The 19266-nt window shown below is 67.4% G+C and carries 18 protein-coding genes; 6 read left to right on the top strand and 12 right to left on the bottom strand.

Translation table 11 applies throughout. The features are described from left to right. The first annotated feature begins 151 nt into the window (after positions 1-151). Genes ACFPOB_RS18935 through ACFPOB_RS18925 form a run of 3 tightly spaced genes read left to right on the top strand, consistent with a single transcriptional unit; the run spans position 152 to position 3515 of the window. Positions 152-1027 carry an IclR family transcriptional regulator gene (locus tag ACFPOB_RS18935; RefSeq protein WP_377799922.1) on the top strand — a complete coding sequence of 292 codons (876 nt, stop codon included), beginning with the start codon at positions 152-154 and terminating at the stop codon, positions 1025-1027. Beyond that, on the top strand, positions 1024-2661 hold the full coding sequence (locus tag ACFPOB_RS18930; protein WP_377799921.1) for an acyl-CoA synthetase: 1638 nt from the start codon (positions 1024-1026) through the stop codon (positions 2659-2661). Before ACFPOB_RS18935 ends, ACFPOB_RS18930 begins: the two co-directional genes overlap by 4 nt. After that, positions 2658-3515, top strand: coding sequence for a PCC domain-containing protein (locus ACFPOB_RS18925; RefSeq protein WP_377799920.1), 858 nt, complete (start codon positions 2658-2660; stop codon positions 3513-3515). The genes ACFPOB_RS18930 and ACFPOB_RS18925 overlap by 4 nt, the downstream gene beginning before the upstream one ends. A gap of 59 nt (positions 3516-3574) precedes the next feature. On the opposite strand, the gene ACFPOB_RS18920 is transcribed toward ACFPOB_RS18925, so the two are convergent. Together ACFPOB_RS18920 and ACFPOB_RS18915 are read right to left on the bottom strand one after the other, a co-directional pair. Beyond that, positions 3575-5032 (bottom strand): methyl-accepting chemotaxis protein, encoded by a 1458-nt coding sequence (locus tag ACFPOB_RS18920; protein WP_377799919.1) that lies wholly within the window; start codon positions 5030-5032, stop codon positions 3575-3577. After that, positions 5025-5342 carry a hypothetical protein gene (locus ACFPOB_RS18915; RefSeq protein WP_377799918.1) on the bottom strand — a complete coding sequence of 106 codons (318 nt, stop codon included), beginning with the start codon at positions 5340-5342 and terminating at the stop codon, positions 5025-5027. The genes ACFPOB_RS18920 and ACFPOB_RS18915 overlap by 8 nt, the downstream gene beginning before the upstream one ends. Positions 5343-5650: 308 nt before the next feature. On the opposite strand from ACFPOB_RS18915, the gene ACFPOB_RS18910 reads away from it, so the two are divergent. Then, entirely contained in the window at positions 5651-5794 is a 144-nt protein-coding gene (locus ACFPOB_RS18910) for a hypothetical protein (RefSeq protein WP_377799917.1), read from the top strand. 73 nt (positions 5795-5867) lie between these two features. On the opposite strand, the gene ACFPOB_RS18905 is transcribed toward ACFPOB_RS18910, so the two are convergent. Then, complete coding sequence (locus tag ACFPOB_RS18905) at positions 5868-6494, bottom strand: biotin transporter BioY (protein WP_377799916.1); 627 nt, start codon at positions 6492-6494, stop codon at positions 5868-5870. 107 nt (positions 6495-6601) lie between these two features. On the opposite strand from ACFPOB_RS18905, the gene ACFPOB_RS18900 reads away from it, so the two are divergent. After that, positions 6602-7537, top strand: coding sequence for an MBL fold metallo-hydrolase (locus tag ACFPOB_RS18900; RefSeq protein ID WP_377799915.1), 936 nt, complete (start codon positions 6602-6604; stop codon positions 7535-7537). A gap of 106 nt (positions 7538-7643) precedes the next feature. Here ACFPOB_RS18900 and ACFPOB_RS18895 read toward each other — a convergent pair whose 3' ends face one another. The 5 genes from ACFPOB_RS18895 to ilvD all read right to left on the bottom strand — a co-directional run bounded on the left by ACFPOB_RS18895 (position 7644) and on the right by ilvD (position 14866). Next, entirely contained in the window at positions 7644-8420 is a 777-nt protein-coding gene (locus ACFPOB_RS18895; protein ID WP_377799914.1) for a DUF1499 domain-containing protein, read from the bottom strand. Positions 8421-8598: 178 nt separating this feature from the next. Beyond that, positions 8599-9936, bottom strand: coding sequence for a hypothetical protein (locus ACFPOB_RS18890; RefSeq protein ID WP_377799913.1), 1338 nt, complete (start codon positions 9934-9936; stop codon positions 8599-8601). A 9-nt stretch (positions 9937-9945) separates the two neighbouring features. Next, positions 9946-12000, bottom strand: coding sequence for a caspase family protein (locus ACFPOB_RS18885; RefSeq protein ID WP_377799912.1), 2055 nt, complete (start codon positions 11998-12000; stop codon positions 9946-9948). Positions 12001-12102: 102 nt separating this feature from the next. Then, complete coding sequence (locus tag ACFPOB_RS18880; protein WP_377799911.1) at positions 12103-12996, bottom strand: DMT family transporter; 894 nt, start codon at positions 12994-12996, stop codon at positions 12103-12105. A 28-nt stretch (positions 12997-13024) separates the two neighbouring features. Further along, positions 13025-14866 (bottom strand): dihydroxy-acid dehydratase, encoded by a 1842-nt coding sequence (ilvD, locus tag ACFPOB_RS18875; RefSeq protein WP_377799910.1) that lies wholly within the window; start codon positions 14864-14866, stop codon positions 13025-13027. Positions 14867-15152: 286 nt separating this feature from the next. Between ilvD and ACFPOB_RS18870 the strand changes: the two genes are divergently transcribed. Beyond that, positions 15153-16016, top strand: a complete 864-nt coding sequence (locus ACFPOB_RS18870; protein WP_377799909.1) for a LysR substrate-binding domain-containing protein — start codon at positions 15153-15155, stop codon at positions 16014-16016. Positions 16017-16690: 674 nt separating this feature from the next. On the opposite strand, the gene ACFPOB_RS18865 is transcribed toward ACFPOB_RS18870, so the two are convergent. The 4 genes from ACFPOB_RS18865 to ACFPOB_RS18850 all read right to left on the bottom strand — a co-directional run. After that, positions 16691-17122, bottom strand: a complete 432-nt coding sequence (locus ACFPOB_RS18865; RefSeq protein WP_377799908.1) for a hypothetical protein — start codon at positions 17120-17122, stop codon at positions 16691-16693. A gap of 108 nt (positions 17123-17230) precedes the next feature. Continuing rightward, the gene (locus ACFPOB_RS18860) at positions 17231-18016 is read right to left on the bottom strand and encodes a bestrophin-like domain (protein ID WP_377799907.1); all 786 of its coding nucleotides are present in this window, start codon (positions 18014-18016) and stop codon (positions 17231-17233) included. Positions 18017-18111: 95 nt separating this feature from the next. After that, positions 18112-18861, bottom strand: a complete 750-nt coding sequence (locus ACFPOB_RS18855; RefSeq protein ID WP_377799905.1) for an SDR family NAD(P)-dependent oxidoreductase — start codon at positions 18859-18861, stop codon at positions 18112-18114. 97 nt (positions 18862-18958) lie between these two features. Then, positions 18959-19266, bottom strand: a 308-nt coding sequence (locus ACFPOB_RS18850) for a hypothetical protein (RefSeq protein WP_377799904.1), incomplete at its 5' end; no start/stop codon positions are given.

The following is a 19266-nucleotide window of genomic DNA, read 5'->3' as shown; positions in this document are numbered from 1 at the left end:
AGGGCCGCTCCTCCCATCCGCCCGCCAGCCTGACGGGTCCATATTATGGCGAATTGCCTCGCTCGTTCCGGCTGGAACATACACGGATCGACCGCTGTTGCAATCGCAGACGCTGCCATCTACACCTTTAAGCAGATGAGAGGTCCGCATCATGGACCCAAATGCGATCGAGGAAATGCAGCCCGAGGCCCTATCGACGCCCGATCTGTCAGGCTCGCAGAGTGTCGACCGCGCTTTGCGATTGCTGGCGCTCGTCGGCCGCGAGAGCGCATCGGGCCTGCCGCTCAGCGAGATCGTCGAGGAGAGCGGCCTGAACAAGCCGACCGTCCGGCGCCTGCTGCTGGCGCTGATGCGGGCGGGCCTCGTCGAGCAGGAGGCGCGCACGCGGCGCTACCATCTCGGCGAGGAGGCCTTCGTCCTCGGCCTGCTCTGCGGCCAGCGCCACGGCCTGCTCGACCTCGCCATGCCCAGCCTGCGGGCGCTCTCGGACACGACGCAGGACACCAGCTTCTTCTCGATCCGGCGCGACCGCTTCGTCATCTGCCTGCATCGCGAGGAAGGCACCTGGCCGGTGCGCACCCACGCCCTCCAGGCCGGTGACCAGCACCCGCTCGGGGTCGGCGCCGGCTCGCTCGCCATGCTGGCGCTGATGCCGGACGCCGAAGCCACGGCGATGATCGAGGCCAATGGTGCCATCCTCGCCGCCCGCTATCCGGCCTATTCGCCGGCGCAGCTCATCGCCGACATCGCACTGGCTCGGGCGCAAGGCTATGCCCTCAATCCCGGCCGCATCGTCACCAATTCCTGGGGCATCGGCGTCGGCGTGCGCTATCCCGACGGACGTATCGCCGGAGCGCTCAGCATCGCCGCGATCGAAACGCGCATGCAGAAGCAGCGCCAGGAAGAGCTCGCCGCCCTGCTGCGCCACGAGGCACGGCAAGTCGAGGCGAGGATCGCCGCCATGCTCGACCGGCGGCAAGCGAGGCCGGCGCAAGACGAGATCAGGACAGCGGAGACGACGCCATGACGAGCGCTGCGAATACCGGCCCGACCGGTGGGCAAAAGCCCGTGACGACACGGGTAATGAACCTCGCGCATGTCCTGACGCGCAATGCCCGCCGCTTCGGCGACCGGCCCGGGCTGATCTGGGGAGAGCGGCACTGGACGTGGGCCGAGCTCGATGCGGCGACACATGCGCTCTGCGCTGCGCTGGCGGCGCGCGGCATCGGCAAGGGCGACCGCATCCTCGTCCACTCGAAGAATTGCGACGAGATGTTCGTCTCGATGTTCGCCGCCTTCCGGTTGGGCGCCGTCTGGGTGCCGACCAATTTTAGGCTGATGCCGGACGAGGTCGCCTGGCTCGCGACCTCCTCGGGCGCCAGGGGCTTCCTCTGCCATGGCGATTTCCCCGATCATGCCGCGGCGGTCGCCAAGGAAAGCAAGGCGCTGCAGTTTACCTGGCGGATCGGCGCGGGCGCCTTCGGCGAGACGACGCTGACCGAGGCGATCGCCGCGCATCAGGGCAGCCGCGTGCCGGACGCCGTCGTCGACCGCGACGATCCCTGCTGGTTCTTCTTCACCTCGGGGACCACCGGACGCTCCAAGGCGGCGGTGCTCACCCATGGCCAGATGGGCTTCGTCATCACCAACCATCTCGCCGACCTCGTGCCGGGCTCGACGGAAGCCGACGCCTCGCTCGTGGTCGCGCCGCTCTCGCATGGCGCCGGCGTGCACCAGCTCGTGCTGTCGGCGCGCGGCGCGCCCTCGATCCTGCTGCCGACCGAGCGCTTCGACATCGACGAAGCCTTCCGGCTGATCGAAAAGCACCGGGTCACCAATATCTTCACGGTGCCGACGATCCTGAAGATGCTGGTCGAGCATCCGGCCGTCGATCAGCACGATCATTCCAGCCTGCGCCATGTCATCTATGCCGGCGCGCCGATGTATCGCGAGGACCAGAAGACGGCGCTGAAGAAGCTCGGCAAGGTGCTGGTGCAGTATTTCGGCCTCGGCGAGGTCACCGGCAACATCACGGTGCTGCCGACCCATCTGCACGAGGAAGAGGACGGGCCGGCGGCGCGCATCGGCAGCTGCGGCGTCGAGCGCACCGGCATCCAGGTCTCGATCCAGAACGACGAGGGCGAAGAGCTCAAACCCTTCGAGACCGGCGAGATCTGCGTGATCGGCCCGGCCGTCTTCGCCGGCTATTACGAGAACCCCGAGGCCAATGCGAAGTCCTTCCGCAATGGCTGGTTCCGCACCGGCGACCTTGGCCATATGGACGAACAGGGCTTCGTCTACATCACCGGCCGAGCCTCGGACATGTACATCTCCGGCGGCTCGAACATCTATCCGCGCGAGATCGAGGAGAAGATCCTGACGCATCCGGCGATCGCGGAAGCCGCGGTCCTCGGCGTGCCCGATGCGGTCTGGGGCGAGATTGGCGTCGCCGTCTGCGTCGCGCGCAGCCCTGTCGACGAGAATGAGCTGGCGGGCTACCTCGCCGAGAAGATCCCGCGCTACAAGATGCCGAAGCGCTTCTTCTTCTTCGAGGAGCTGCCGAAATCCGGCTATGGCAAGGTGCCCAAGCGGCTGGTGCGCGACGAGTTGGAGAAGCGCGGCCTGCTCGACTTCGTGCGCGCGCCGGGGGCTTCGGCGTGAGGACGATCCAGCAGCCGGGGCCGGCCGAGCCCGAGCGCATCCAATGGCTGGAGGCGCACGGTCGCAAGCTCTCGTTGGAGCTAAAGCCCGGTCTGCTGCTCGACGCGATCGCAGAGGCCTTCGCGGCGCAGGGCTTTTCCAGCGGTGTGCTGCGCCTGCCGGCGGGACTGCCGCTGGCACCCTTCGCCTATGTCATGCCGGCGCTGTCGGCCACGCCGGAGCATGCCGCCTTCTACAGCGAGACCTTCCGGCCGGAGGGCGTGACCCGGATCGAGACGGGAGCGCTGACCTTCGGCGAGCGCGACGGCGCGCCGTTCTTCCACGGCCACGCGCTCTGGCGCGAGGCCCATGGCAGGCACAATGGCGGCCATATCCTGCCGGACCAGAGCTTCCTGGCCGAACCTATCAGCGTCGATGCAGTCGGGCTGGATGGCGCCGGCTTCGTCGCCGGCCATGACCCAGAGACCAATTTCAAGCTGTTCATGCCGGCGGAGCGGCTAAGCACTGGCGCAGAAGCCGCCGGCCGGTTCTTCGTGCTGCGGCTACGGCCGAACCGCGACGTCTTCACCGCGCTGGAAGAATTCTGCGCCGAGCGTGGCATCGCCCACGCCGTCATCCATGGCGGCGTCGGCTCGACCATCGGCGCCCGCTTCGCCGATGGCCGCTCGATCGAACCTTTTGCCACCGAGATCGCGATCACCGCAGGCCATGTCGCCCCTGGCATGGACGGCAAGCCAGAAGCGGCGCTCGCCATCGCGCTGGTCGACTATACCGGCGGCATGGCGCAAGGCGCGCTTCGGCGCGGCGACAATCCGGTGCTGATGACGCTGGAACTCGTGCTGGAGGCGCAGTAGCGCATTTCAGTACCGGCCTGAAGCGGCGGAGAAGGTGCCACCGCAGTAGATAATCTGTCTCAGGCAGCGCGAATCCGCCCGAGGAACTGCGCCACTTCAGTATCGAGATCGGCCGACTGGCGCGCCAGCGCATCGGCTGAATCGGCGACATGATGCGCGGCTTCGCCGGTTTCTCCAGCGACGCGATTGACGATGTCGATATGCCCCCCGGCCGTCACCGTCTCGCTGGCGGCGCGCCTGACGTTCTCGGCAATTCCCGCGGTCGCGACATTCTGCTTTTCGACGACGATCGCAACCGCGCGCGAAATCTGGTTGAGCGTCTCGATCGTCGCCGTCATCGCATCGATCGCCTGGACCGCATCGGCACCCGACACGCCGATCGCGTCGATCTGGCTCTGGATCTGCTCGGTCGCACGCCAGGTCTCGTCGGCGAGACCCTTGATCTCGTGCGCGACGACGGCGAAGCCGCCGCCCATACTGCCGATCCTGGCGGCCTCGATCGAGGCGTTGAGGGCCAAGAGGTTGGTGTGCCGGGCAATGGTCGAGATGACATTGGTCACGTTGCCGATCTCGTGCACCTTGCGCGAGAGATCGCCGACACGGTCGAGCACGGTGAGCGCCTGCTGCGTCGTGTCGCCGACGAGGCGGGAGGCCTCGTTCACCTGACGGTCGACCTCGGTGAAGGAATCGGCCAGTTCCGACGTCGCCGCGGTGATGGCGATGACGTTCGAGGACGATTGCCGCGACGCCTCCGAGGCGGCCGTCGAGCGCTGCGACACTTCCGCGGCGCCGTCACGCATCTGTTGCGAAGCCGCCCGCAACGACGAGATCGAGGCGATCACCGCCCGCGCGATCGCGGCGATATTGCGTTCGAATTCATTGGCGAGGTCGTGGAGCATCCGGCGCCGTTCACTCGCAGCTTGCGCCGTCGTTTCCGCGACATCCCGGCGCGCTTCGTCGGCGACCGCCCTGGCCGTCTGGGCCTCGCTGCGCTCGCGCTCGGACGCTTCCACCGCCAGCCGCAGCGCCCAGACGATCCAGCTCAGCGCCCCCGCCTGGACGGTGACGATGGCACCATGCAACAACGCCCGGCGCAAATCACCGCCACCGGGGAAGACCCCCGCGGAATAGACGAAACTGAGAGCGAGATGGTGAACGGTGATCGCCAGCGTCGCAGGCAGGAAGATGCGCCAGTCGAGCCAGCCGGCCAGCACCGCCAGCATGGCGAAGAAATACATGTGAAGGTCGGCCTGATAGGGGTGGCCGGCGAAGGCGTAGACCAGGAGCATGACTTGGCCGACGAGCACGACGCTGGTGACCTGGCGCGTGACCCAGCCGATCCGGTCAATCCGCCAAGCCAATGTGCCCATGATCGCCAGCGCGGCGCCCATCGCCGTCAGGTTCGCCTGAGCCGGCCCGCCAGACGGCGTTCCGATCAGGAGCAGCGCGACATTCGCCCACAGGAGCGCAATGAGGAGCCTGGCGAATCGTGCGCGGAGCCGCTCGACCTCACCCATTCGAAAGATTCCTTGCCTGACGGATGCATGATTGAGCCAGTGAACCGTCGATGACGAGCCAGGCGCCCGCCCGATAAAGGGATGTCGCGTAATCGCGCGCGTCGCCGACGCTGATCGCGACAGCTGCACCGGCGTCCAGTTGGAGGATGCTGCCTCCCGCCTTGGCGATGGCGCGCGCCATGTCGGGTTGGGACGTTCCCGATGGGAAAAAGGCCGCGATCGGTTGTCCCGGAACCGGCCAGGCCGCCACGAGGAAAGCCGCCAAAGCCATGGCCAGGCTGAACATAAAGCCGAAGCCGATTTCACGCATCGCGTGCCCCCCGGCATTCGATCCGCAGTCAAGAAATCATCTTAAGAGTGCAACTGCGGCGCTTTACAACCGGTAAACGGGATCGATTACTATGAACAGGCGTTCACTGCGGACTCGGATCGAGCCTCTAGTCGCAAATTCAAATTGCTTAAGCACGCATAGGTTGAGTCTCCTGTAAAGGCAACGCCCGGACCTGTCGAGTTGATGCGTGAACCGATCGCCCGCCTGCCTCAGCATGCACAAGCGGTGCGGTGGCGCGCGGTGAGACGCTTCGTTATGCTCGCGCCGCAATCTGGAGCCGCGCTCGCATGACATCCGCCTTCCGCCTCATCGCCGTCCTCGGCCTCACCATGCTGCTCGCCGGCTGCGACCGCTGCGGCAACATGATGGAGCTCGACATGTTCCTGCAGCCGGTGAAGAAGGTCTGCACCGGCCAGAAGCCGGCAGGCTGACGCTCCGCGTCATTTCCAGGCAACAAAAAAGCCGGGGCTATGCCCCGGCTCGGATTCTGCGGTGTCGACCAGTTCAGCCGCGGCGCTTCAGCACCGACCAGCCGGCGCCGACCAGGCTCGCCGCCAGCGCCGCCTTGATCAGGTCGCCGAGCAGGAAGGGCTGCACGCCGGCGGCCCAGGCCTTGGCGAAGCCGATACCGGTCGCTCCGCTCGCCATCTGCGCCCCGAGCGCCAGCCAGGCGAAGCCGAACGCCATCAGCACGATCTCGGCCAGCACCACGCCGCCGGCGAGGCGCCAGAGCGAGGCGCCGCGCGAGCCGGCCCAGCCGGCGATCGCAGCCGCAGCGACGAAGCCGATGAGGAAGCCGCCGGTCGGTCCGAGCAGATAGAGCGGGCCGGCCGCGACCGGCGGGGTGTTGGTGAAGACCGGCAGGCCGAACAGGCCATAGGCGATATAGAGCGCGACCGTCGCAGCGCCAAGGCGCGCGCCATAGGCGGCGCCGAGGCCGAGCACCGCCAGCGTCTGCAGCGTCATCGGCACCGGCCAGAACGGCACCTTGACCTTGGCGGCGGCAATGATCAGCAGGCTGCCGACGACGGCGAGGCCGACATTGCGCAGGACTCGGCTGCGCGGACCCGACAGGGCCGGCAGAGCCGCGTTGACCATGGAGGTGGCGGGCAGTGGCAGCGTCTCGGCCATCGGATCTCGTCCTTCTTCTTCGGGCCGTCGACGCCCGGCTCGTTCGTCTATAGGAAATGGCCCGCCGGCCGACAAGCCGGCGATCATGCCCGCTTCTGGATGTGCAGATGACCAGCCCCACTCCCGAGACCGACGAGCCGCTCGACTTCGACCGCGACCCTGGCGCGGCTTCGGGCGAACTCGTGCAGCTCTCGCCGCTGGTGCGTCGCCTGATCGCCGGCAATGGCGGGCCGATGACCTTCACCGGCACCTGCAGCTACATCGTCGGCCGCGGGCGCATCGCGATCATCGATCCCGGCCCGGACGATCCCGGCCATGTCGAGCGTCTGCTGGCGGCGATCGCCGGCGAGACCGTCACCGACATCGTCATTACCCACACCCACCGCGACCATTCCCCGGCAGCGCGGGAGCTGAAGGCGGCGACCGGGGCGCGCATCGTCGGCTGCGGCCTGCATCGGCCGGCGCGCGAACTGGTGCTGGGCGAGATCAACCCGCTCGACGCCTCAGCCGACCGGGACTATGCGCCCGATCTGATCATGGCCGAGGGCGACGCCGTTTCCGGCCCGGGCTGGACGCTTGAGGCACTGGAGACGCCCGGCCACACCGCCAACCACCTCGCCTTCGCCCTTCCGGAAGAGAACACCCTGTTTTCGGGCGACCATGTCATGGCCTGGTCGACCACGATCGTCGCCCCGCCCGACGGCTCGATGGTCGCCTATATGGCCTCGATCGAGAAGCTGCGCGTCCGCGAGGACCGGCTCTACTGGCCGGGCCATGGCGGCCCGGTGCGCGAGCCGCAGCGCTTCCTGCGCGGGCTGGTTCAGCATCGGCGCCTGCGCGAGGCGGCAATCCTCAGCCGTCTGCAGGCCGGCGACGAGACGATCGCCGAGATGGTGCCACCGATCTATCAGGAACTGCCGCCTCGCCTCTTAGGCGCCGCCTCGCTCTCGGTGCTGGCGCAGCTTGAGGATCTGGTCGAGCGCGGCGTGGTGCTCTGTAACGATGCATCGCCGTTGCTGGCGAGCCGCTACCGGCTGGCCTGAGGCTCAACGGTCATTGCGAGGAGAATAGCGACGAAGCAATCCAGAGGTGGCAGTGCTCTAAGTCTCATGGATTGCTTCGCTGTGCTCGCAATGACGGCGATGCCGCTCAGCGCAATTCCACCAGCAGCTTCACCTCTTCCTCGAACGCCGCAATGCGCCTGGCGTTGGCGCCGAAATCGAAGCCGCCCAGCCGCGAGGCCGAGCGGATGTCGATGCGGCTGCCGTCGGCGCGCGGCCGGATGCGGATGGTGATGTCGTCATAGAGGCGCAGTACGCGCGAGCGCGCCACGGCGTCGAGCCGCCCCGCCCCGCTGCGCCCGCCCGGCGCCGCGCCCTCCAGTACCTGCCAGCCGAGGTTGACGCAGGCCTTACGGGCGATGTCGTAGGCGATCTCGGCCGGCAGTTCGAGCACGATCGGCACGGCCTTAGGATAGCCCTGGCGCTGCGCCTTGCGCCGCTCGGCCGGAACATCGGGCGGCACGATCCCGCCTCTGGCGCCAAGCGCCACGCGCGAACGACTGAAGGCCGGCGGCTCGTCGATATCGGTCGAGACATCGGCAATGAGCGGCAGGGTCGCGAGCTGAAAACCGCCATAGGCGACCGGAGCCAGCAGCAGCAGGCAGAGCAGGAAGGCCTGCACGGCGATGGCGACGCCGCGATGCCCCTCCTGCCAGATCCGGACGAAGGCGGCGAGCGCCAGCAGGAAGGCCAGCAGCACGAAGACATAGGCGCCGGCGATCGGCGCCAGCCGCTCGACCGAGGGCTGGCCGGAGCGGAAGAGCAGCACGGCCAGCGCGACGACCGTCAGCCCGAACAGGGCCAGCCGCCGGCTCCAGATCGCCGCGCGCGAAATCGGCTCCTCGAAGACGAGACGACGGTGCATCTCTCTTAGGTGCTTGAGCCTAGGGAAGAAAACAAGGGAGCGCTTGAAACTGACCGGTCGTCCCGGGCGACCGGAGGGAAACCGGGACCCATGCCTGAACGTTTATCAGTGAGGCTCAGACATGGATCCCGGCTCTCCGCTTCGCTGCGTCCGGGATGACCAAGCGTAGGATGCTGCGTCAGCGCACCACGATCGGCACCGTCGCTTCCACCACGCCCGGTACCGCCCGCAACTTCTCGATCAGGTCAAGCACCTCGTCGGGCGCCAGGATCGCCGCATCGTCGCTCGTGCTCGGCGCCGCCCTGAGCCAGCGCTCGCGCAAGGCTCCCGGCAGCTCGGCGTCGGTGCCGAAGCAGGCGAAGAGGTTCTCGAAGGCGGCGTCGAGCACGATGTCGGTCAGCCCGAAATCATAGGGATAGGACTGGCCGCCGGCGCGCAGCACGCTCCGGCCCTCCCCGCCGCGAACCGGCAGCACGACCGAGGCGGTGCCATCCGAGTCCAGCACCCAGCAATAAAGTTTCGTGCCCGCCTTGCCCTCGATGCGGACATCGAGCCGCCGCCCTTTGGCGAAGGGCGAGGCCGCCGGCAGCAGCGCGAGCCGCGCCCGGTCCGAGCCGGCTGTAGCGGCGACATGCTCGAGGAAAGGCCTGACCGCCGGGTCGCAGCCTAGTCCCTCGACCGGAATGCGATTGCGCCCGGTCGGGGCCACCACGGCATCGCCGCGGCGGAATTCGAGCTCCATCCAGCTCTGGCCGTCGCGATCCCTGGCGAAGCGGCCATGTGCCGTCATCTCGCCGCTGGAAGCAGCGCATTGTCCTGGCGCGGCCTTGCGGATGTCCAGTGGCCGGGCGCGCAGGACGCGATCGTCCGAGCGTGACTCGGCATCGAGCGCGAGCAGCAACCGCTCGCCGAGCGCGGCGCTGCAGGTGCTGTAGCCGCTCGCCGCGGCGAAGGGGCAGATATCGACCCGCCGGAGGTCGGGCGCGGCGCGCACCAAATTATCGACCGCCCGGCTCATGACCTGGTCGACATCGACCACGCCGGGCTTGGTCCTGATCGCGATCTCGACCGGCTCGCTCGTCGCCTTGCAGTCACCCGTCTTCGTGATCGCCTGCAGGCGGAAGCTCGCCTTGTCCTCCTGCCGCGCCGGCTCGGTGAAGAAGACGCTGGCATCGCCGTCGAACGCCCGCCGGAGCTGCGCCTCAGCTTCGCCCGGCTTCTGCAGGTTGAGGCTGTCGCGCAGCGTCTTGATGCGGACGACGTCGGCGCTCGCCGCCAGCCTCACCCGCCCCTCGCTCTGCAGCCGGCTCTCGATGGCGAGGCGCACCTCGTCGGCCTGCGTGCGCGACAAGACCTGCTGGCCGGCATCGAAGCCGACCACGGCCAGCGAGAGATCGCGCTTGCCGGCGCAGGCGGCGATGGTGTCGAGCCAGGCCGACAGCGCATCGGCGCGCGCGGCGCCGGCTCCGGAGACGAGCAGTCCGGTGACGAAAAGGCTGCGCAGCAAACCGCTCACGGCCGGGTTCTAGTGCTCCTGCTCCAGCGAGCGCGCATAGCCGTCCAGCGCCCGCACGAAAACGGGGTTGAAGCGGCCATCGATCGCGCCGCTGTAATGATCGGCCTTCTGCGCCGCCCGCTGCAAGGCCCGAATTGTGTCCGGCTTCAGCTTCTGCTCGGAGACGTCGCTCGACGAGATCGCCGCCGCGCCGGCCTCACCCTTCGCCAGCGCCTTCATCAGCATCTGCAGCGAACTCGTGCCGGGGAAGTAGGAGCCGAAGCCGTTGTCGATCAGCGTCGCCATCGAGACCATCGCGATCGGGTCGCCCTTGTCGGCGGCCTGGCGGAACAGGTCGAACCCCTTCTGCGGATTCCTCGGGAAGCCCGGACGCCCTTCGAGATAGGCCGGCACCAGCTTGGCGATCGAGAAGGCGTCGCCCGCCTCCGCCGCTTTCTGGTACCAGCGCAAGGATGCCGCCTCGTCGCGCGCCCGGCCGCGGCCATATTGCAGCATGCGCCCGACATTGCTCATCGCGATGGCGTTGCCGGTGCCGGCGGCCTGCTCATAGAGGCCGAAGGCCTTCTGCAGGTCGACCTTGCTGCCCTGGCCGTTCTCGTAGAGCGCACCGAGATTGTTCATCGCCGCGGCGCTGCCGGCATCGGCCGCCTTGTCGTAAGCAGCCAGTGCGTCCTTGTAGCGCTCGGCTTTGTCATAGGCGCGGCCGAGCTGATAGGAGAGCCGCCTGATCTGCGGCTGCGACTCCGCCGCCTGCTTGCAGGCCGCGATCGCGGCGCGCGCATCGATCCGCGCGAACTTCACGCCCTTGACGCCCTCGCGCCGGTCGGGATCGGCGGGATCGCCGGCGAGCTCGTCGCAGTCCTGCACGCGCGGATCGCGCGAGGCGTCGGTGCGGCCGAGATAGCCTTCCGCCAGCGAACGATAGGCGCAGACCGTGCCGCAGCCCTTGAGATAGTCCTCGTAGCGCCCGGAGCCCCCGAGCCTGACCCAGTTCTGCTCGTCGGTGGCGGCCTCGCCACTGCGGCTTTTTTCAAGCAACAGCGCCATCGCCGCCTCGCGGTACTGGCAGGTCTCGCCGCAGCGCGCGACGTAACCCTCGAGCGCGCTTCGCTCACCCGCCGCCTTGGCCCGCTGCCAGCTGGCCTCGTCCCGCGCCAGTGCGACGGCGCGCGCCACAGCTGGCACCGGCTGCGCCACCGGCAGCGCAATCGAGGCGAGGTCGATCTCCGGTGCCTGCTCGCGGCCGCTGTCGCGCCGGGCCGCGGCCTCGACACTGTCCTTGAGGTAGCGTTGCAGATCGGACCAGGCGAGCGGCCCGGTCTCGGGCGCGCCAGCCGGACGCGCCAGCCCGGCAGCGCCCATCAGGAAGCGGCTGGTGAACAGGCCGAGCTTCTGGGTCTCGTCCCAGTTGGCCGGCGTCGTGCCGGAGGTCGCGACCAGCTTGACGATGCCACCGCCCGTGCGCGGCTTGGCCGGGGTGAACCCCGGCGCCGAGACGGCAAGCAGGCTCTCGCCCTTGCGCCCGGTCTCGCCGGTGAAGCAGGCGTCGATCATCACGATCAGCTGGCGCTGCGCTCCGATCTTCTGCCGCACCAGCTCGAGGTTCCGGTAGAGCGTCTGCAGCGCATAGCCGCTCTCGCTGGCATTGGGATTGCCGTCCTGCGGCAAGAGGAAGGGCTGGCGCGTGGCGAGATCAGGCACGCCATGGCCGGAATAGTAGACGAAGACGTTGGAACGCCCTTCGACCGCGCTGCGCCAGAGCTTGCCGCCCTGCGGATTGGCCTCGCTGCCGAACATCTGGGTGAGTTCGCCGAGCGTCGCGTCCTTCAGCAGGAAGACGTTCTGCTCGCGGAAGCCGAGCGTGCCGGTGAGATAGGCCTTGATCGCCTCGGCGTCGTTATGGGCGAAGTCGACCGTGCTGGTCTGCTTGTAGATCTTGTTGCCGATCACCACCGCAATCGACTCGGCATTGTCGGAGAGGGTGGCCGGCGGCGCCTGCGCGATCGAAGGTGAGAGAAGCCCGAGCCAGAGCAGGGCTGCGATCAGGAACGCCGGCAAGGCCACCTCCAGAATCCGCGCGCCAGCGCTCTGCCGCGCCGGCACGTCGATTTGTCGATGCGGCTTTTGTCCGGACGATCCGTGGCGAAGATGTGACGCTGGGTCCCCTTAGCGGCCGCTGAGAGGCGCGTTGCGCCCATCCGTGGTCGCGAGCCAGATGCCGATGCCGACGACCACGATCCCGACCGCGAGGTTCCAGCCGATCGGCTCGTTCAGCACGGCCGCGGCCACGAGCGAAGCCGTGACCGGGTTCACGGTGACGGTGACCGCGACGCTGGTCGGCGATGCCTTCCCCAAGGCGAAGGCCCAGAGATAGAAGGTCAGCGCGGCGCCGATCACGCCGAGATAGAGCGCCGCCGACCATTGCGGGATGGCAAACTGCGCCACCGCATCGAAGCTGCCGCGCACCAGCGAGATCAGGATCAGCGCCGCAGCGCCAACCGCCATCGCGACCGTCGTGAACGGGATCGGGCCGCAGCGGCTGATCACCGGCTTCGACCAGATGCCATAGAGCGCCATGCACAAGGCCGCCGCGATCATCAGGAGATCGCCGCGCCAGGCCTGCGGCGGCGCATCAGCAAGCCCTGAGAGCAGCGCGAAGCCGACGCCCGCCATCGCTATCAGCACCCCGGCGGTCTTGCGCGCTGTCAAACGCTCGCGCCCCAGCGCCGCGACGACGACCAGCGACAGCAGCGGCAGGGTCGAGAGAGCCAGCGCCCCGCGCGCGCTGCTCGTATGGATCAGCGAGGCGTTGAAGAGGATCGGGAAGAGCGCGAAGAAGAGCAGGCCGAGCCCGGCGGTCTGGAGCCAGTCGCCGCGCTCGGGCCAGCGCCGGTCGCCGAGCAGGGCGACCGGGGCGAGCAACAGGCAGCCGATGCCGAAGCGGAAGGAGCCGATCGCCAGGGGATCGAGATGGCCGACGAGATAGCGCGTCGCGGCGATGGAGGTTCCTCCAAGCGCGCTCGACGCCGCCGCGGCCACCACCCCCCAGAGCTCGCTCATGCCGGGGCCTCCGCTGGCTCGGGTCGGCTCAGTCGATCGCCCGCACCGCTCCCTTGGCCGCGCTGGTCGCCAGCGCCGCATAGGCTTTCAGCGCGGTCGAGACCTTGCGCTTGCGCGGCGCCGCCGGCTTCCAGGCGTCCTTGCCCCTGGCCTCCATCGCGGCGCGCCGGCGCGCCAGCTCCTCGTCGGAAACCTTGAGGACGATGCTGCGCCTGGGTATGTCGATCTCGATCACGTCGCCGCTCTCGACCAGGCCGATCGCGCCGCCCTCGGCCGCCTCGGGCGAGACATGGCCGATCGACAGGCCCGAGGAGCCGCCGGAGAAGCGCCCGTCGGTGACCAGCGCGCAGGCCTTTCCGAGGCCCTTCGACTTCAGATAGCTCGTCGGATAGAGCATCTCCTGCATGCCCGGCCCGCCGCGCGGCCCCTCATAGCGGATCAGGACGATGTCGCCTTCCTTGACCTTGCGGTTCAGGATGCCCTCGACAGCCGCATCCTGGCTCTCGAAGATCACCGCCGTGCCCGAGAAGGTCAGGATCGAGGCGTCGACGCCGGCCGTCTTCACGATGCAGCCGTCGAGCGCGATATTGCCGTAGAGCACGGCGAGGCCGCCATCCTGCGAATGCGCATGCGCCTTCTCGCGGATCACGCCCTTTTCACGATCGAGGTCGAGCTCCTCATAGCGCCGGTCCTGGCTGAAGGCGGTCTGCGTCGGCACGCCGCCGGGCGCGGCGCTGTAGAAGGAGCGCACCGCCTCGCTCTGCGTCTGCCTGATGTCCCAGCGCTCAAGCGCCTCGCCCAGCGTCGCGCTGTGCACGGTCGGCAGCGAGGTGTCGATCAGGCCGGCGCGGTCGAGCTCGCCGAGGATCGCCATGATGCCGCCGGCGCGGTGGACGTCCTCCATGTGCACGTTGGCGACGGCCGGGGCGACCTTGCACAGCACCGGCACATTGCGCGAGAGCCGGTCGATATCGGCCATGGTGAAGTCGATCTGCGCCTCATGCGCCGCCGCCAGCAGGTGCAGCACCGTGTTGGTCGATCCGCCCATCGAGATGTCGAGCGTCATCGCGTTCTCGAAGGCCTTGAAGCTCGCGACATTGCGCGGCAGCACGCTCTCGTCGTCCTGCTCATAGTAGCGCTTGGCGATGTCGACGATCAGGTGCCCGGCCTCGACGAAGAGGCGCTTGCGGTCGGCATGGGTCGCCAGCGTCGAGCCGTTGCCAGGCAGCGCGAGGCCAAGCGCCTCGGTCAGGCAATTCATCGAATTGGCGGTGAACATGCCCGAGCAGGAGCCGCAGGTCGGGCAGGCCGAGCGCTCGATCACCTCGACTTCGCTGTCAGAATACCTGCTGTCGGCGGCGGCGACCATGGCGTCGACGAGGTCGACCTTCTTCAGCACGCCCTCGGCGATGTACTTGCCGGCCTCCATCGGCCCGCCCGAGACGAAGACGACCGGGATGTTCAGACGCATCGACGCCATCAGCATGCCGGGCGTGATCTTGTCGCAATTGGAGATGCAGACCATCGCATCGGCGCAATGGGCGTTGACCATGTATTCGACGCTGTCGGCGATCAATTCGCGCGAGGGCAGCGAATAGAGCATGCCGTCATGGCCCATCGCGATGCCGTCATCGACCGCGATTGTGTTGAATTCCTTGGCGACGCCGCCGGCCTTCTCGATCTCGCGCGCGACGAGCTGGCCGAGGTCCTTGAGGTGGACATGGCCCGGCACGAACTGGGTGAACGAGTTCACCACCGCAATGATCGGCTTGCCGAAGTCCGAATCCTTCATGCCGGTGGCGCGCCAGAGGCCGCGGGCGCCGGCCATGTTGCGGCCATGGGTGGTGGTGGCGGATCTCAGCCTCGGCATGCTTGACCTCGTTGACGCTACGTCCGAACAGAAGGGCTCGCCCTATAGCTAGCGGGCGTGCCCGGCCAGCCAAAATTGAATTATTCGATTTGGATGATCGGCGCCGTCCATGCTGCGGGCGCGAAAGACCTTGCAAGCCGAATGGAAACTCAGCCCTCATCCTGAGGAGCGATCCGAATGGATCGCGTCTCGAAGGATGCTCCAGGAGGCTCGAGTGGCAAGCTGGAGCATCCTTCGAGACAGGCGCTACGCGCCCTCCTCAGGATGAGGGCGGAGGGAGAACGGGGTGACGGCACTGCGCAATATAGATATCGACCTGCTGCGTTCCTTCGTCACCATCGCGGAACTGCGGTCCTTCACCCGCGCCGCCGCTGCACTCAATCGCACGCAGTCGACCATCTCGACGCAGGTGCGCAAGCTCGAGGAGATCGCCGGCCAGACCCTGCTGCAGCGCTCGCCGCAGGAGGTCCTCCTGACGCGCGCCGGCGAGGATTTCCTCGGTTATGCCCGCCGCATCGTCGCGCTGCATGACGAGGCGCTCGACGTCGTCCGGGCCCAGAGCGTGTCGGGCCGCGTCCGGCTCGCGGTGATGGACGACTACGCCACCATCGTGCTGCCGGAGACGCTCGCCCGTTTCGCCCGCTCCCATCCCGAAGTCGAGCTCGAGGTCACCACCGGCTTCACCCGCGACCTGATCGGCAGCCTCGGCGAAGCCTTCGACCTCGTCCTGGCGACGCAGAAGGCGGGCGACGGCGGCGGCGAGGTGCTGCGGGCCGAGCGCACCGCCTGGGCCTGGTCCGACCGACACGATTTCCCTCCTGCAGGACCGCTGCCTTTGGCGCTTCTGAAAGCGCCGAACATGTACCGCGAATGGGCGCTCGCGGCGCTCAACGAGGCCGGCCGGCCCTGGCGCATCCTGTTCTCCTCCTCCAGCATCGGCGCGGTCGAGGCTGTCGCTGCCGCCGGTGCGGCGCTGACCGTGGTCAAGGCCGGCACGGCGCGGGAAGGCCTGCGCCTGCTCGGCGAGGCGGAAGGGCTGCCTTCGCTGCCGGCCTCCGAAATCGCGCTGCATCTCGCGCCGGGCCGTCCGACGCCGGCGGTCAAGGCGCTGGCGGGGTTTCTGGCCGAGGCGCTAAGGGCGGAGAACTAGGCACAGCCTGGAACCCCTCCTGGAAGAAGAGGGTTTCCCGCGCCCTTTCCGTCATGGTCGGGCTTGTTGTCCCGACCATCCACGTCTTAGCTTCGCTGGTCCAAGACTGTGATTCAAGACGTGGATGCTCGCCACGAGGGCGAGCATGACGGCGTGCGGCGACCCATCGCCGCGGGGACAACTCTCCAATCAATCCCCGCTCCCGAAACCTGTCGTATTCTCTCTCCGTCCCGCCCGACCAAGGGGGCTGTCGCGAGGCGTCGTGCGGCCGGGCGGGAGAGCGGTGTCCGCCTTGAACAGCCGTCGCGGGCTGGGGGCATGGTCCGGAAAAGTGGGCACCACTTTTCCGATCAGAGCATGCTCCACCAAGCATGGCGGAGGAGCCTCGCCGGGCGAAGCCGGGTCTGCCCGACCCGATGGCACGGCGAGGCACCTTCAAGAGAACCGCGCGCGGGGTTCGGCAGCGGCGAGCATTTGCCGCTTCGACACTTCGACATCGACATTCGCCATGGCGGCGAAAGGCCGCCGCGACCGGACCCCGCGCACCCCTTGGGTTGCGCTCGCCTTGCAGACCCTCGCGGCGGGAGCCGGCGGGAATACAGACATATGTCTGGTCACGGCTTCAACACGTCACTCAAAGGAACGCGGTAAGTCTCGACGCTGGAACGCGATACTCACCACCGGGAATCCTCGATAATATTCGTTTCGATCTTTCTCAGATTCTCCGGAGTTGCACGCACAATTCCAATAGGTCGGCACGCTCGATGCCCTCGAATGCGCCCGACCCCATGAAACGGGTCCACCAGCTCAAATCCGATATACACGGCCCCTTTTTCCGGCCAGTCACTGTAGACTCCCTGCATCGTGACCAAAACCGTCCATGATCGCAGCGCAGGTCCCTTGAGCGTCGAGCGAACCTCGATCTCAAAGGCATGATCGACAACGGCTTCGCGGATAGGACGAACGGGGCGCACCGAGCGGATCAGGCCTTCGACGAGGATCTGCCGAGCATTGATTTCCGCATAATTCACACCGAGGAAACCGTTGCAGGCCAACGCGCCTGAGGCATGTAGAAGAACCAACAATCCAAGAACGAGGCCTCTCATGTCTCAATCTCCCGTACGTGCCACATGACGGCGCGCTGACGCATCCGATGCGCCTACTTTCAAGCCCTCGCAGCAGGAGCCGGCGAGGTCGCGGAGAACTTCGCTTCCTTATCGCACCATGTCGGCGAGCGCATCGCGCATCGCCGCGCTGGAGACGTGAAAAACGCCCTCATAGGGCAGGCTGAGATCGACGATCACGAACATGATGCTGGAGACCGAGAGCACCCCGATCGCCAATACGGCGGCGCTGAGCGCGCGGCGCGGGATCTGCAGGCCGAAGCTCAGGAACACCAGGCTGAGCCAGAAGCTGACGATGCCGACGAAGAATCCGCCCGAGGCCGTGTTCGCATCCTCGATGACGTTCCACCTCGCCGCCGGAACGGCCGCATAGGCGGCGCGGCAACGGGCCGCCGAGTGTTCGAGCCCGGCGGTCTCGAGCCCGTCGACCTCGGCGCCGATCGCGTTTATCAAGCGGGTCAGGCCGCTGTCCTCGCCGCGCACCGCCATGCCGCGCGGATCGGGCATGCCCGCGACCTCGGGCGCTGTCTCGCGCGGCCAGGTGCTCGCGATCACCGCGGCGGTGTACTGCCGAAGCTTCAGCCGGGTCGGCTCGGCCGCCGCCCTGAACACGCGCAGGCATTGGTCGAGATTGGCGAGGCGCGCGGCATAGGCCGAGCGATGGGCGCTGGTCAGGTCGTAATGCGTCCGCGCCGTCGACAATTGCAAGCTGAGGATCAGCGCGGCGAAGGTGACCATCAGCCCGGTCACCAGCCTGATCGACTCCATGTTCTCGCTGGTCAGATGGCGCTCGTGCAGGCGCTTGCGCAGCGCCAGCCCCGCCAGCGCGCTCAGGCTGAACAGGGCGAGGAAGGCCAGGACCAGGAGGAATTCCATGCGATCTCCTCGGCTCGACATCCTGGGAACGCTCGGTCGGTGTGAGCCTCGGCTTTCGCAACGTCAATCATTGTTGTCGCTTGGGCAAATCGGGATCAGGGTCCAACCAGCTGCCCGCCGTCGACCACGATTGTCTGGGCGGTGACCCAGCTCGCCTTGTCCGAAGCGAGGAAGAGCACGACTTCGGCGACCTCCTCCGGTCTGCCCATCCGGCCGAAGGGAATGCTGGCAAGGGTCGCCCGGTAGAGCTCGGGGTTAGAGGTCTTCCGATCCTCCCATGTCCCGCCGGGGAACTCGATCGAGCCGGGGGCGACGCCGTTCACCCTGATGCCCTGCTTCGCCAGCATCTTCGCCTGGCTCGCCGTGTAGTGCATCACGGCCGCCTTGATCGCGCCATAGGGCGCCGAGCGGGATGAGGCCCGCAGCGCCGAGATCGAGGAGATGTTCACGATCGACGAACCTGGCTTCATGTGCGGGACCGCCGCGTGGCTGCCGCGGACGATCGCCATCATGTCGATGGTCAGCGAGGCGGCCCAGCCCTCCTCGTCATCCGCATGGCCGAAGCCGGAAGCGTTGTTGACGAGCACATCCAGGCCTCCGAGCGCGGCTACTGCCTGCGGCACATAGGCCTCGATCGCCTTTGCGTCCGCGAGATCGACGCTGGCCGCGTGCGCCGTCACGCCGAGAGCCTCGATCTCCCGGCGCGTCGCATCGAGCGGTCCCGGATTCCGCGCACAGATCGAAACCGCCGCGCCCTGCGCTGCGAACCCCAATGCGATCGAGCGCCCGATGCCACGGCTGCCACCCATGACGATCACGCGCTTGCCGGCGAATTCCTTGGCCATGCGGGTGATTCCTTGCTGATCTGTCTTAGCTGCCATTTCAGGAAAAACGGAGTGCGATAGGGTGCTTCGCCATGTGCTCCCAAGCGAATGCCGTCGGTCAGGCGATATAATTACTCCACTTCACCGCACGCGTCTGAACGGCGCCGGTTATCGTCGCCAAGACTGTCAAGAAACGCGCAAGTCCAAGCGGGGCACTTTCAACGATAAAGTATTGAGAAGCGTCAATCTCGATTGGCTCGAAAATCTTTTCATTTTTGAGCAAAATTCCTTTCGAAAGGTCGAGATAAATGTCAGGCCTATTGGATTCAGAGTCCGTCCCGGAACTCATGACGCTCGCGCGATGCGGCGGATAAGAACCATGGCGGCGGCTGCGTAGAGGAAGGCCGTCGCGGAGGCGATGGTGGC

Origin of the sequence: Allobosea eneae, from assembly GCF_042657265.1 — a bacterium.
GTDB classification, from domain to species: Bacteria; Pseudomonadota; Alphaproteobacteria; order Rhizobiales; family Beijerinckiaceae; genus Allobosea; species Allobosea eneae.
The sequence above is the reverse complement of the archived record's forward strand: the minus strand, read 5'-3'. Positions and strand labels throughout refer to the sequence as shown.

Excerpts from the sequence above, each read along its gene's own strand:
- ACFPOB_RS18935 (WP_377799922.1), top strand. The coding sequence starts at position 152 with ATGGACCCAAATGCGATCGAGGAAATGCAGCCCGAGGCCCTATCGACG.
- ACFPOB_RS18930 (WP_377799921.1), top strand. The coding sequence starts at position 1,024 with ATGACGAGCGCTGCGAATACCGGCCCGACCGGTGGGCAAAAGCCCGTG.
- ACFPOB_RS18920 (WP_377799919.1), bottom strand. The coding sequence starts at position 5,032 with ATGGGTGAGGTCGAGCGGCTCCGCGCACGATTCGCCAGGCTCCTCATT.
- ACFPOB_RS18915 (WP_377799918.1), bottom strand. The coding sequence starts at position 5,342 with ATGCGTGAAATCGGCTTCGGCTTTATGTTCAGCCTGGCCATGGCTTTG.
- ACFPOB_RS18910 (WP_377799917.1), top strand. The coding sequence starts at position 5,651 with ATGACATCCGCCTTCCGCCTCATCGCCGTCCTCGGCCTCACCATGCTG.
- ACFPOB_RS18905 (WP_377799916.1), bottom strand. The coding sequence starts at position 6,494 with ATGGCCGAGACGCTGCCACTGCCCGCCACCTCCATGGTCAACGCGGCT.
- ACFPOB_RS18900 (WP_377799915.1), top strand. The coding sequence starts at position 6,602 with ATGACCAGCCCCACTCCCGAGACCGACGAGCCGCTCGACTTCGACCGC.
- ACFPOB_RS18895 (WP_377799914.1), bottom strand. The coding sequence starts at position 8,420 with ATGCACCGTCGTCTCGTCTTCGAGGAGCCGATTTCGCGCGCGGCGATC.
- ACFPOB_RS18880 (WP_377799911.1), bottom strand. The coding sequence starts at position 12,996 with ATGAGCGAGCTCTGGGGGGTGGTGGCCGCGGCGGCGTCGAGCGCGCTT.
- ilvD (WP_377799910.1), bottom strand. The coding sequence starts at position 14,866 with ATGCCGAGGCTGAGATCCGCCACCACCACCCATGGCCGCAACATGGCC.
- ACFPOB_RS18865 (WP_377799908.1), bottom strand. The coding sequence starts at position 17,122 with ATGAGAGGCCTCGTTCTTGGATTGTTGGTTCTTCTACATGCCTCAGGC.
- ACFPOB_RS18860 (WP_377799907.1), bottom strand. The coding sequence starts at position 18,016 with ATGGAATTCCTCCTGGTCCTGGCCTTCCTCGCCCTGTTCAGCCTGAGC.
- ACFPOB_RS18855 (WP_377799905.1), bottom strand. The coding sequence starts at position 18,861 with ATGGCCAAGGAATTCGCCGGCAAGCGCGTGATCGTCATGGGTGGCAGC.